General features: G+C 60.4%; 10 protein-coding genes. 1 reads left to right on the top strand and 9 read right to left on the bottom strand.

All coding sequences use genetic code 11. From position 1 onward, the window contains the following. Positions 1-97 precede the first annotated feature (97 nt). Positions 98-1,189: a DUF1615 domain-containing protein gene (locus RMV17_RS19340; protein ID WP_108227257.1), complete on the top strand. Its 1,092-nt coding sequence runs from the start codon at positions 98-100 to the stop codon at positions 1,187-1,189. A gap of 70 nt (positions 1,190-1,259) precedes the next feature. Here the strand turns inward: RMV17_RS19340 and RMV17_RS19335 are convergent, their stop codons facing one another. The 9 genes from RMV17_RS19335 to RMV17_RS19295 all read right to left on the bottom strand — a co-directional run bounded on the left by RMV17_RS19335 (position 1,260) and on the right by RMV17_RS19295 (position 12,349). After that, positions 1,260-1,700 carry a phage infection protein gene (locus RMV17_RS19335; RefSeq protein ID WP_311902265.1) on the bottom strand — a complete coding sequence of 147 codons (441 nt, stop codon included), beginning with the start codon at positions 1,698-1,700 and terminating at the stop codon, positions 1,260-1,262. A 132-nt stretch (positions 1,701-1,832) separates the two neighbouring features. Further along, on the bottom strand, positions 1,833-2,525 hold the full coding sequence (locus RMV17_RS19330) for an anti-sigma factor domain-containing protein (protein ID WP_311881747.1): 693 nt from the start codon (positions 2,523-2,525) through the stop codon (positions 1,833-1,835). Beyond that, complete coding sequence (locus RMV17_RS19325) at positions 2,522-3,055, bottom strand: sigma-70 family RNA polymerase sigma factor (protein ID WP_311881745.1); 534 nt, start codon at positions 3,053-3,055, stop codon at positions 2,522-2,524. The genes RMV17_RS19330 and RMV17_RS19325 overlap by 4 nt, the downstream gene beginning before the upstream one ends. A 156-nt stretch (positions 3,056-3,211) precedes the next feature. Further along, positions 3,212-3,733: a DUF3455 domain-containing protein gene (locus RMV17_RS19320; protein WP_034154625.1), complete on the bottom strand. Its 522-nt coding sequence runs from the start codon at positions 3,731-3,733 to the stop codon at positions 3,212-3,214. A 113-nt stretch (positions 3,734-3,846) separates the two neighbouring features. After that, positions 3,847-5,532 carry an ABC transporter ATP-binding protein gene (locus RMV17_RS19315; protein ID WP_311881742.1) on the bottom strand — a complete coding sequence of 562 codons (1,686 nt, stop codon included), beginning with the start codon at positions 5,530-5,532 and terminating at the stop codon, positions 3,847-3,849. Position 5,533: 1 nt separating this feature from the next. Further along, entirely contained in the window at positions 5,534-6,556 is a 1,023-nt protein-coding gene (locus RMV17_RS19310) for an ABC transporter permease (RefSeq protein WP_034154627.1), read from the bottom strand. Continuing rightward, on the bottom strand, positions 6,556-7,620 hold the full coding sequence (locus RMV17_RS19305; RefSeq protein WP_150795791.1) for a microcin C ABC transporter permease YejB: 1,065 nt from the start codon (positions 7,618-7,620) through the stop codon (positions 6,556-6,558). Before RMV17_RS19305 ends, RMV17_RS19310 begins: the two co-directional genes overlap by 1 nt. 1 nt (position 7,621) lies before the next feature. Then, the gene (locus RMV17_RS19300; RefSeq protein WP_311881737.1) at positions 7,622-9,487 is read right to left on the bottom strand and encodes an extracellular solute-binding protein; all 1,866 of its coding nucleotides are present in this window, start codon (positions 9,485-9,487) and stop codon (positions 7,622-7,624) included. Positions 9,488-9,637: 150 nt separating this feature from the next. After that, on the bottom strand, positions 9,638-12,349 hold the full coding sequence (locus RMV17_RS19295) for a TonB-dependent receptor (RefSeq protein WP_311881735.1): 2,712 nt from the start codon (positions 12,347-12,349) through the stop codon (positions 9,638-9,640). Positions 12,350-12,354 lie beyond the last annotated feature (5 nt).

Here is a 12,354-nt window from a genome sequence, read left to right as displayed (position 1 = left end):
CAAAGTCAAAAGATCGTCCGATCGCGGCCCGAGCCTTCGGCAGCTCCTACACGGATTGTGTATCGTGGTTCGGGCTTAACGGACTGGATGAAGTTTCATGCATAACTTTCGATTACTGATCACGCTCGCCGCACTGCTGGTGCTCGCCGGTTGCGCGGGGCAGCGCAGTCAGGAACCGGTGCCGCGTGCGCCTGCCGAAGTGAAGGCCGAGATCGTGCGGCTGATGCCGGCCAAAACCGCCGATCGCCAAGGCTGGGCCATCGATATCTACGCCGCGTTTGCCGCGCAGAACATCAGCCCGACCACGCAGAATCTTTGCTCGGTGCTGGCCGTTGCCGAACAGGAATCCACCTTCCAGGCCGACCCCACGGTACCCGGCCTGGGCAAAATCGCCCGCGACGAAATCGATCGACGTGCCGCTAAAGTACACATCCCCAGCCTGTTGGTCAGCGGCGCTCTGCAAGTGCGCTCAACCAACGGCAAGACCTATAGCGAACGCCTGAGTGCGGCGCGCAGTGAGAAAGAACTCAGCGCCATTTTCGACGACTTCATCGGCCGGGTGCCGATGGGCCGCACGTTGTTCGGTGGCTTCAACCCAGTGCACACCGGCGGGCCGATGCAGGTGAGCATCGAGTTTGCCGAGCAGCACGCCAAGGATTATCCGTACCCGGTGGACGGCACGATCCGCCGCGAAGTGTTCAGCCGCCGTGGTGGCATGTATTTCGGCATCGCGCATTTGCTCGGTTATCCGGTGAGTTATCGCGAGCCGTTGTACCGTTTTGCCGACTTCAATGCTGGTTGGTACGCCAGTCGCAATGCTGCGTTTCAGAATGCTGTGAGTCGTGCGTCCGGCATTCCGCTGGCGCTGGATGGCGACCTGATCCGCTACGACTCGATCATGCCCGGTGGCACGGAACTGGCGGTGCGCACCCTTGGCAAGTCGCTGGGCATGCGCAACCCGACCATTCGCGATCAACTGGAGAAGGGCAAAACCCTGGAATTCGAAGAGACCAGACTCTATCAGCGGGTATTCGAACTGGCGGAGCAAGCGGAGGGGAAAAAACTGCCGCGTGCGGTGTTGCCGGGGATCGTCCTGCAGAGCCCGAAGATCACCCGAAAACTCACGACCGCGTGGTTCGCCAAACGCGTAGATGAGCGTTACAAGCGCTGCATGGCCAAGGCCGGATAAAACCTCCAGACATAAAAAACCCGGCTGAGGGAGCCGGGTTTCTCTGGGGTGTTGCGCTTGCCGCCATTCATCAGGCAACGCGGCGTTCAAGCAGACGATCGGAACCACCTTCAGCAACGCGGCGTTCGATCAGACGATCCGAACCGCCTTCAGCAACGCGACGTTCGATCAGACGATCCGAACCACCTTCAGCGACGCGGCGTTCAAGCAGACGATCGGAACCACCTTCAGCGACGCGGCGTTCAAGCAGACGATCCGAACCACCTTCAGCGACGCGGCGTTCAAGCAGACGATCCGAACCACCTTCAGCAACGCGGCGTTCGATCAGACGATCCGAACCACCTTCAGCAACGCGGCGTTCGATCAGACGATCCGAACCACCTTCAGCCACACGGCTTTCGATCAGTTTGTCCGAGCCGCCTTCAGCGATCATGGTATGAGCCGGGGTAGCGGCGAAAGCGTTGATAGCGAAGACCGAGAAAGCGATACCGAGAAGGGTTTGGCGTTTCATGATGGTGTGCTCCGGGGTGTTGTTGGTTGGTATGGAGCAGATGTTACGCCCGGGATTTTTTATGAGAACTTCATTGCCGTGATTGTAAACATCGATGTCGATGATGTTTGCCAGGAGCCGCAGAGCAGAGCCTTACAGTACCTTCACCGCGCGCCCGATCGCCTGAATCGGCCCGGTCGGTTTGCCGATCGGCGAGCCATTGGCGCCTTCCAGCGTCAGTTCGAACAACTGGTTAGGTTGCAGCGGCGGCAGCTTGTCCAGTGGCACCGACAACGCCTGCCCGGGTTTGACCAGCCCCAGCGAAACCGGCCCCTGCCAGCCGTCAGCCTTGGTCCAGAATTCCAGCGCCTTGTCCGCTGGCACCTCAACCACACCGAGCGGAATCAGCTGAATCTCGTGCGAATTGCTCGCCTGAATTACCCAGCCCGGCGCCTTGTCCTGTGGCGCGACCAGCACCACCAGAAAGCTTGGTTTCGGCGTGGTCTGGATCAACAGGATCGAACCCAAAATCAACGTGGCGGCCAATCCGATAGCACTCAACCCGCGCCAGAGTGGCAACAGATTCCACCATGACGTCGATGACGCTTTTGGCGCGAGTCGTTCAAGGCTGCGTTCGATCCGTGGCCACAACAGCGCCGAAGGTTGTTGCGCAGGCGCTAGATCCGTCAACTCCAGCAGACGCCGCTCCCAGGCATCCACCGCTGCACGCAGTTCGGGGTCGTTGGGCAAGCGTCGTTGCACCTCGATCCGCTGTTCAAAAGAAAGCGTGCCGAGCACATATTCGCCGGCCAGTTCATCACGTTCCTGCGCCGATTCAGTGGTCATCCCATGCACTCCCGCAAGGCATTGAGGCTGCGCTTGATCCACGCTTTGACGGTGCCGAGCGGCGTGTCGAGGCGCGCGGCTATTTGCGCGTGGCTGTAGCCGTCGACATAGGCATGCAGGATGCAGTGGCGGCGTTGCGGCTCGAGTTGTTCGAGGCAACGATGAATGCGCGCCGAATGCGCGTGGGCGTCGAAGCTGTCATCGTCCCCAACTGTTTCGTGCTCAACCCTGAGCGACGTTTCACGACCGTGATCTCGCAGCAGATTCAGCGCCAGATGCCGGGTCACGCTGAACATCCAGCCACGCGCCGAACCGCGCGCCGGGTCAAACCCCGCTGCGCCGTTCCAGATCTTGATGAAGGCCTCATGAACAACGTCCTCCGCCAGCGCCGTATCGCGCACCAGTCGCTTGGCCACGCCGAGCAGACGCGGGCCTTCCTGCACATACAAATCGCGCAGGGCCGAGCGCTCGCCACGGGCACAGGCAGCGAGACGGGCTTCGTAATCGAATGTGGATTCGGCTAAAGGCATGTCGTGCAATCTAGCTCATTTTCCGCATTACAACGCAGAACCCTGTGGGAGCGGGCTTGCCCGCGATGGCGGTGTATCAGTGACATAAATGTTGACTGACGCGACGCCATCGCTGGCAAGCCAGCTCCCACAGGGATTTATGTTGAGTCTGAGAGATCAGTTCGCCGCCCAGAAAATGTAATCAGCCTGGTACTTCACCACTTCCTGCTTGCCCTTGTTCGCCGCTGTGCATTCGCTGCCCGGTGCTACGCCGCCCTTGAGCGCAACACGCTGGATGTAACTCACGCCGCTCATCGCGCCTTTGCCTTCGGCGGGATTGGCCTTGACCAGTTGATAGGGCAGGTTGCCCGGAGTCGACGGCGCCACGGCCAATTGCGTGCCGGTGACTTTCGAACCGTCCTTGGCTTGCCAGGTGGCGGGCGGGCCGAAGTAAGTGCCGACCTGTTTGCCACTGCGATCATTGAGCACCGCTTTCGGGCCGACGAAGGTCCACTCGGTCTGCCCTGGAGTATTGGCTTTGTCACGGCATTCGTAGGTGATTTCACCGACGCCGGTGGTTTCCATCGCGATCTTGTGGCCGTCCGGTACTTTGATCGCGTCGGGGTAACTGCTTTGGGCGAAGGTCGTCGAGGACAGGGCGAGCAAACCGGTGAGGCCAATCAGCTGGGTGATGTTCATCAGTGTTATCTCCGAAAGGGTAGGTCGCTGACAGCCGAAGAAGGCTGTTACAGGGACTACCCGTGGCGGAGACGTTTGGATGCAGTGCCTGAAAAATATTTTTTGGAACACCTCTATACCTGTGGGAGCTGGCTTGCCAGCGATAGCGGTGGGTCAGAGAAGGGTATGTCGACTGACTCGGCGCCATCGCTGGCAAGCCAGCTCCCACAGGGTTTTTCAGCGGACTTTAGGCCGGAGGCTTTCAGGAGTTCCTGGGTATAAGGGTGTTTGGGCGCGGCAAAAATCTCCCGCGACGAACCCTGCTCCACAACCCTGCCATCCTTGATCACCATCAAGTCATGCGCCAATGCGTGTACCACCGCCAGATCATGGCTGATAAACAAATAGGTCAGCCCATGTTTTATTTGTAGTTGCCGCAACAACTCCACCACCTGTTTCTGCACCGTACGATCCAGCGCCGAGGTCGGTTCATCAAGCAGAATCAGCGCCGGTTCCAGCACCAGTGCGCGGGCGATGGAAATGCGCTGGCGCTGGCCACCGGAAAATTCGTGGGGATAACGATGACGGCTCTGCGGGTCGAGGCCAACTTCCTCCAGCACCCGAATCACCGCCGCTTCCCGCTCGGCTTCAGTGCCGATGCCATGGGTCAGCAACCCCTCCGCAATGATCTGCTGCACCGACATCCGCGGGCTGAGGCTGCCGAACGGATCCTGGAACACCACTTGAATCTGCCGCCGCAACGGTCGCATCAAGCGCTGATTGAGCAGGCTCAGTTGCTTGTTGCCGAAGCGGATATTGCCCTCGGATTCGACCAGCCGCAGGATCGCCTGACCCAGCGTTGATTTGCCCGAACCCGACTCGCCAACAATCCCCAAGGTCTTGCCGCGTTGCAGGGTGAAACTCACGCCGTCCACCGCTTTGATGTAATCCTGCTGGCGGCTGAACAAGGCCTTGGGCAGTGGAAACCAGACTTTCAAATCATCGACTTCGAGCAGGTTGTGATCGTACTCACTCGGCACCGGCGCGCCGCTCGGTTCAGCCTCGATCAACAAGCGACTGTATGGATGCTGCGGCGCCCGAAACAACACCTCGCAATCCGCCTGCTCAACGATCTCGCCGTGACGCATCACGCACACCCGTTGCGCAATGCGCCGGACCAGATTGAGGTCATGGCTGATCAGCAACAGCGACATGCCAAGGCGTTGCTGCAACTCGATCAGCAGTTCGAGAATCTTCTGCTGCACCGTGACATCCAGCGCCGTGGTCGGCTCATCGGCGATCAACAACTCAGGTTCATTAGCCAGCGCCATGGCGATCATCACCCGTTGCCGCTGACCGCCGGAGAGCTGATGCGGATAGGCTTTCAAACGCTGCAAAGGTTGGCGAATGCCGACCAGTTCCAGCAACTCCAAAGTCCGTTCGCGAGCAGCACGGCCCTTCAAACCCTTGTGAATCTCCAGCACTTCGCTGACCTGCTTTTCCACCGTGTGCAGCGGGTTCAGCGAGGTCATCGGCTCCTGGAAAATCATCGCAATACGGTTGCCACGCAAACCACGCATCTGCTGCTCGCTGGCGTGCAATAAATCCACGCCGTTGTAGCGGATCGCGCCGCTGCTGCTGACGTTCTTGCCCGGCAACAAACGCAGAATCGAATGCGCCGTCACTGACTTGCCCGAGCCGGATTCACCGACCAGTGCCAGGCATTCGCCACGGCGAATATCCATGTTCAATCCGTGCACCACTTCCTGCCCGGCGAATGCGACGCGCAGATCGCGAATTTCAATCAGGTTGTCGTTCATGTCAGCTCCGGGGATCAAACGCATCACGGCAAGCCTCACCAATAAAAACCAACAAGGACAGAATCAGTGCCAACGCAAAAAACGCCGTCAACCCCAACCACGGCGCTTGCAGATTGCGCTTGGCCTGACCGATCAATTCGCCCAGCGATGCAGTACCCGCCGGCATGCCGAAGCCGAGAAAATCCAGTGCGGTCAGGGTGGCGATGGCGCCGGTGAGAATAAACGGCAGGTAGGTGAGGGTGGAGGTCATCGCGTTGGGCAGGATGTGCCGGCACATCAGTTCGTTGTCGGTCAGGCCGAGCGCGCGTGCGGCTTTGACGTATTCCAGATTGCGTCCACGCAGAAACTCGGCACGCACCACATCAACCAGCGCCAGCCAGGAAAACAGCGCCATGATCCCCAGCAACCACCAGAAACTCGGCGAGACAAACCCGGACAAAATGATCAGCAGGTACAGCACCGGCAACCCCGACCAGATCTCCAGCACGCGCTGCCCGAGCAAGTCGACCCAACCGCCGTAATAACCCTGCAACGCCCCGGCAATGATGCCAATCAGCGCACTGATGCCAGTGAGAATCAGCGCAAACAGTATCGAAATCCGCGTGCCGAAAATTACCCGCGCCAACACATCGCGCGCCTGATCATCGGTGCCCAGCCAGTTACTCGATGACGGCGGACTCGGCGCCGGTTCGCTGAGGTCGTAATTGACCGTGTCATAACTGAAAGGGATCGGCGGAAACAGCATCCAGCCGCCCTGATCCTCGATCAGTTTGTGCACGTAACCGCTGGCGTAATCCGGCTGAAACGGCAGTTCGCCGCCGAAATCGGTTTCCAGGTAATCGCTGAGGATCGGAAAGTAGAAAGCGTCGTGGTAGCGGATCACCAGCGGCTTGTCGTTGGCGATCAACTCACCGCCCAGACAAATCAGGCACAGTCCGATAAACAGCCACAGCGACCAGCGTCCACGTCGATTAGCCTTGAACTGCGCAACGCGGCGCTGGCCGAGAGGGGAGAGAGTGAACATCAGGCAGTCCTCGCCGAGAAGTCGATGCGCGGGTCGAGCAGGGTGTAGCAGAGGTCGCCGATCAGCTTGATCAACAGGCCGAACAGGGTGAACAGAAACAGCGCACCGAACACCACCGGGTAATCCCGCGACACTGCTGCCTCGTAGCTCATGCGCCCGAGGCCGTCGAGGTTGAAGATGGTTTCGATCAGCAGGGAGCCGGCGAAAAACACCTCGATCAGCGCCGACGGCACACCGGCCACCACCAACAACATGGCGTTGCGAAACACATGGCCGTAGAGCACGCGCCTCTCGGTCAGACCCTTGGCCCGCGCGGTGATGACGTATTGGCGGCTGATCTCGTTAAGGAAGCTGTTCTTGGTCAGAATCGTCAGCGTGGCGAAACCGCCGATCACCAACGCCGTCACCGGCAACACCAGGTGCCAGAGGTAATCGCCGATCTTGCCCAGCGTGCTGAGGCTGTCGAAATTATCCGAGACCAGCCCTTGCACCGGAAACCAGTTGACGTAGCTGCCACCGGCGAACACCACGATCAACAGAATCGCGAACAGGAACGCCGGCATCGCATAGCCGATGATGATCGCCGTGCTGCTCCAGACATCAAACGCGCTGCCGTTCTTGATCGCTTTACGAATGCCCAGCGGAATGGAAATCAGGTAGGTGATCAGCGTCGCCCACAAGCCCAGCGACAGCGACACCGGCAGCTTTTGCACAATCAGATCGGTGACCTTGGCGCCGCGAAAAAAGCTGCTGCCCAGATCCAGCTGTGCGTAGTTTTTCAACATCAGCCACAGGCGTTCGTGCATCGGTTTATCGAAGCCGTAATGGTGTTTGATTTCTTCGATCAGCGCTGGGTCGAGGCCACGGCTGCTGCGCCCGGCGCCACCAACTGCAGCAACCTCGCCACCGCCACCCATGCTGTGCCCGCCGAAGCCTTGCAAACGGGCGATGGCTTGCTCCACCGGGCCACCCGGCGCGGCCTGCACAATCAGAAAATTCACCACCAGAATGCACAGCAGCGTGGGGATGATCAGCAGCAAACGTCGACTCAGATAACGCAGCATGTCACTGACCCCCCGCGAGTTGGCTGTGCATCTGTTGCGTGGTCAGCGCCTTGGCCGAGACCTCCCACCAGGTGTTGAGGCCTTCGTCGTACGCCGGTTGCACGGGCGGCATGCCGAAGCGGTTCTGATACACCGTCGGCGTGCCTTTGGAGTAGTAGTTGGGAATCATGTAGTAACCCCATTGCAGCACCCGGTCGAGGGCGCGGGCGTAATGCACCATGGCTTCGCGGGTGTTGGCCTGGACCAGCCCGTCGATCAGTTGATCGACCGCCGGATTGGCCAGCACCATCGAGTTCGAGCTGCCGACTTGCGTGGCACTTTGCGAGGCGTACAGGCTGTACAACTCGCGGCCGGGAGAGACGATCGGATCGCCGCTGCGCGGGAAACTGGTGACGATCATGTCGTAGTCGCGAGCGTTGAGGCGGTTGACGTATTGCGCCGAATCGATGCGCCGCAGATTCAACGTGATGCCGATCTGCGCAAGGGTGCGTTTGAATGGCAACAGCATGCGATCGAAGCCGCCCTGACCGTCGAGGAAAGTGAACTCCAGCGGCTCGCCGGCCGCGTTGACCAAGTGATTGTGTTGCGGCGTCCAGCCGGCCTCGGCGAGCAGCTTCAGCGCTTGCAGTTGCTTGTCGCGGATGTAGCCGCTGCCATCGGTTTTCGGCGCCTGATACACCGTGGTGAACACCTCGTCGGGGATCTGCCCGCGCAGCGGTTCGAGGATTTTCAATTCCTCGGCATCAGGTAACGCGGTAGCGGCCATTTCACTCTTCGGCCAGAAGCTGTTCTGGCGCACGTAGAAGCCGCGCATCATCTGCTTGTTGGTCCACTCGAAATCCCATAGCAGGCTGATCGCCTGACGCACGCGACGATCCTGGAAGATCGGGTTCTGCAGGTTGAACACGAAGCCCTGAGCGGCGGTGGGTTTCTCCGGGGCGAGGATCGCCTGCTGCAAGCGACCGTCGCGCAATGCCGGGCTGTCATAGCCGACCACGTATCCGGATGAGGAGAACTCGCGGTTGTAGTCGAACGCACCGGCCTGCAGCAGTTGCCGGGCGACGTCGGTGTCGCCGTAGAAATTCACCGTGAGGGTGTCGAAGTTGTACATACCGCGACTGACCGGCAGGTCCTTGCCCCACCAGTCCGGATCGCGTTGAAAACTGATGCTGCGCCCGGCGTCGACCTTGCTCACCCGGTACGGGCCGCTGCCCAGCGGCGGCTCGAAACCGCCGCCATTGGCGAAGTCACGGGTTTGCCACCAGTGTTCGGGGACAATGCGCATCGTCGCCAGATCCAGTGCGAGGGTGCGGTTGAGGTTGTTCTTGAAGGTGAAACGTACCTGTCGCGGGCCTTCGATCAGCACGTCCTGCACGTCGGCGTATTGCTGGCGATAACTCAGGCTGCCCTTGGTCATCAGCAGGTTGAAGGTGTAGCGCACGTCTTCAGCGGTGATTGGCGTGCCGTCGGCGAAGCGTGCTTTTGGATTGAGGGTGAAACGCACCCACATACCTTCGGGATCGCGCTCGATCTGTTGCGCCACCAGTGCGTAAACGGTGTAGGGCTCGTCGAGCGAACGGAACGCTAACGGCGAATACACCCAGTCGTTGACCTGCACCACGGAAATGCCCTGATCGGCATACGGGCTGATGTAGTTGTACTGGCCGATTTCCATCGACGCGCGACTGAGCGCACCGCCCTTGGGCGCCTTGGGATCGACGAAATCAAAGTGCTGGAAGTTCGCCGGATACTTCGGCGCCTCGCCGTACACCGTCAGCGCATAACTGCCAGCGGCCAGCGCCGAGGCGCCGGTGCACAGCAGCGCGCTGCCCAAAAGCAGGCCCGCCATGTTGCGCAAAAAGCTCATGAGATCACTCCTGAAAATCCCTGAAGAAACCCGGTCCCCATGTGGGAGCTGGCTTGCCAGAGATAGCGGTATGTCAGTGAAGTAAATGTCGACTGATACAACGCCATCGCTGGCAAGCCAGCTCCCACAGGGTTTTGCGGTGCTCGTTCTTTAGAAGTGGTAAGTCATGCGCGCAAACAAGGTACGCCCCAGCGGATCGGTGTAGCGCGGGTCATAGCCGCTCTGGAAGTTGTAGGCCTGGTTGGAGAACGGCGGGTTGCGGTCGAACACGTTCTTCATCCCGGCATCGACATCCAGCACCTTGTTGAAGGTGTAACCGGCCGAAAGGTCCCACACCGAATACGACGCCACGCGCGCGTGGGTATCGCGGTCGTAGTCGTTGTAACCCGTGGTGAAGCGGTTGGTCAGTGCCGCCCGCGCCGCGCCGAAGGTCCAGCTGCCGGTGAGGTTGTGCTTCCAGCGGGCGATCACGCCGTCACCCTGAAAGTCGCCGACCTTGTCGGTGAACGGGCCTTTGATGGTGCTCTGGAAGTCGTACTCGTCAACATAGGTGCCTTGCAGCCCCAGACCGAACTGACCGTACGGCGTGTTCGGGAAGCGATAATCCAGCGACACATCGACACCGTTGGTTTCGACGATGCCAAGGTTGGCGTTGCCGGTGACGATGTAGTTGAGCGTGCCATCGGCGTTGCGCACGAAGCGGTCCGGGTAGGAACCGGCCTGATCAAACACGGTGGATTCCGGGAACGGCTGGATCTGGTTGGAGATGTGAATCCACCAGAAATCCAGACCCACCGACAGGTTGTTGATCGGCTGATACACGAAGCCGAGGGTCACGTTGCGCGCCTTCTCCGGGGCCAGATCTTCGTTGCCGCCAATCTGGTTGAGGAACTGCTGACCGCAATCGCGACCGCCGTTGCCTCCCGGTTGCACCACACCGCCGGTACACAGCACCGGGTCGTTGTAGAAGCCCTGGGTGAAGGTGATGCTGCGCGGCGAATACAGCTCGTACAGCGACGGCGCACGGAAACCTTCGCTGTAGGCGCCACGCACCACCAGCTCTTTCAATGGCTGATAACGGAACGAGTATTTCGGGTTGGTGGTGCTGCCGAAGTCGCTGTATTTGTCGTGACGCACGGCGGCGGACAGTTCGAGGCTGTCGAGCACCGGCACGTTGATTTCTGCGTAGGCGGCTTTCACGCTGCGGTCGCCCTCAACGCTGCCGGCGGGGTCGATACCGAGGCTCTGGATGTCGCCGGCGAACGACTCGAAGTCCTGATGGAATTTCTCTTTGCGGTACTCGCCACCCAGGGCCAGGCCGGACGGACCTGCGCCGAACCAGTCGCCGATTTCACGACTGATACGACCATCGAAACCGGCGACACGGCCAACAGCGGTGGAGTAGGCGCCGTGGTACGCCGCGTCGTCGATGTACTGCTGACCGGCCGCCGACTGCGGGCCGAACGGGTTGAGCAGACCGCTGGCCAGACCATTGATCATCGCCTGATCGCTGACAAAACCATTGGTGACGCTGGAGACGATTTTGTTCTGGTTGTACGAGGCGCCGACGTTGTAATCCCAGCCGCCGACCAGACCATCGAAGCTGAGCAAAAAGCGCTGGCTGGTGTTCTGGTCTTTCGATTCACGCGGGCCGGCCGCGGTTTCACGCCAGTTGACGTCGACCGGTTGGGTCGGGTCGAGGGCGAAATCGGTTGGCGCCGGGGTGATGCCGTTGCCGGGATAGTAGGGCGACGAAGAATCGAGGCTCAGGCCGGTCAGTGGCGCCGGGCCGATCGCCGTTGCGTTGTTGTTGCGCGACCAGAAGTATTCGAGGTTGACGTTGTGATCGTCGCCGAGCTTGCCGGTGGTTTTGCCGAAGAACGAGGTCTTTTCGGTTTGCGGCACCAGATCGATGTATTCACGGGTGCTGAAGCGGCACAAGCCGTCGCGGGCGATCAGGTTGGGGCCGTTGCAATTGCTGTTGGCCAACGGATTGGTCGCGTTGCCGTTCTGACTGTAGTTGCCGGGGAACGCGGTGCCGGAGGTCTGATCGAGGCCGCGACCGGGGGCGTAGTCGGTGGCGAACGAGCGGTCGTTGGCGTCGAGGTTCTGCTGCTTGTTGTAGTTGAACACGCCGAGGACGTTGAAGCGGTCCTCCTCCAGATCGCCGTAGCCCCAACTGGCGCTCATGTCTTTGGTCTGGCCGCCGCCGCTGTGGGTTGGGGTTTCGCCGCCGAGAGTCAATTGGCCGTCGGTCAGGGATTTCTTGGTGATGAAGTTGATCACACCGCCGATGGCATCGGTGCCGTACAGGGCCGAGGCGCCGTCACGCAGCACTTCGACGCGCTCGATGGCGGCAAACGGGATCATGTTCAGATCCACCGCGCCGCCGGCCGAGTTGGTCCCCGACAAGGCGTTGTTGGCCAGGCGTCGACCGTTGAGCAGCACCAGCGTCTTGTTCGCGCCGATGCCGCGCATGTCGGCGAACGAGGCGCCGCCAGTGGCTGCGCCCACGGAGCCTGCGCTGTTGTTGATCGACTGGCTGCCGGTGATGCGCTGGACCAGTTCGGCGGTGGTGGTCACGCCCTGTTTGCGCAGCTCATCGGCCTTGAGAATGGTGATCGGCACCGCCGTTTCCGCATCGACCCGGCGAATCGCCGAACCCGTCACTTCCACTCGTTGCAGTTGCGTGGTCGGCGCAACCACCGCCGCAGCTGCCGGGACGTTAGCGTTGTCGTCCTCGGCAGCCTGCACAGTCCCGGCGCCCATCCCCATGGCCACCAGATACAACGGAACAAAACGGTGGCGAGAAATCGTTGCCACCAAGGGTTTGAGCGTGAAGCGTGGAGTGTTCATCAGCATGGTTA

Source organism: Pseudomonas sp. VD-NE ins, from assembly GCF_031882575.1.
Taxonomy (GTDB): Bacteria; Pseudomonadota; Gammaproteobacteria; order Pseudomonadales; family Pseudomonadaceae; genus Aquipseudomonas; species Aquipseudomonas fluorescens_BZ.
This window is presented reverse-complemented; position numbering and strand designations above follow the sequence as displayed.

What these genes read in the sequence shown, in the direction of transcription:
- RMV17_RS19340 (WP_108227257.1), top strand. Translation starts at nt 98, where the DNA reads ATGCATAACTTTCGATTACTGATCACGCTCGCCGCACTGCTGGTGCTC.
- RMV17_RS19335 (WP_311902265.1), bottom strand. Translation starts at nt 1,700, where the DNA reads ATGAAACGCCAAACCCTTCTCGGTATCGCTTTCTCGGTCTTCGCTATC.
- RMV17_RS19330 (WP_311881747.1), bottom strand. Translation starts at nt 2,525, where the DNA reads ATGACCACTGAATCGGCGCAGGAACGTGATGAACTGGCCGGCGAATAT.
- RMV17_RS19325 (WP_311881745.1), bottom strand. Translation starts at nt 3,055, where the DNA reads ATGCCTTTAGCCGAATCCACATTCGATTACGAAGCCCGTCTCGCTGCC.
- RMV17_RS19320 (WP_034154625.1), bottom strand. Translation starts at nt 3,733, where the DNA reads ATGAACATCACCCAGCTGATTGGCCTCACCGGTTTGCTCGCCCTGTCC.
- RMV17_RS19315 (WP_311881742.1), bottom strand. Translation starts at nt 5,532, where the DNA reads ATGAACGACAACCTGATTGAAATTCGCGATCTGCGCGTCGCATTCGCC.
- RMV17_RS19310 (WP_034154627.1), bottom strand. Translation starts at nt 6,556, where the DNA reads ATGTTCACTCTCTCCCCTCTCGGCCAGCGCCGCGTTGCGCAGTTCAAG.
- RMV17_RS19305 (WP_150795791.1), bottom strand. Translation starts at nt 7,620, where the DNA reads ATGCTGCGTTATCTGAGTCGACGTTTGCTGCTGATCATCCCCACGCTG.
- RMV17_RS19300 (WP_311881737.1), bottom strand. Translation starts at nt 9,487, where the DNA reads ATGAGCTTTTTGCGCAACATGGCGGGCCTGCTTTTGGGCAGCGCGCTG.
- RMV17_RS19295 (WP_311881735.1), bottom strand. Translation starts at nt 12,349, where the DNA reads ATGCTGATGAACACTCCACGCTTCACGCTCAAACCCTTGGTGGCAACG.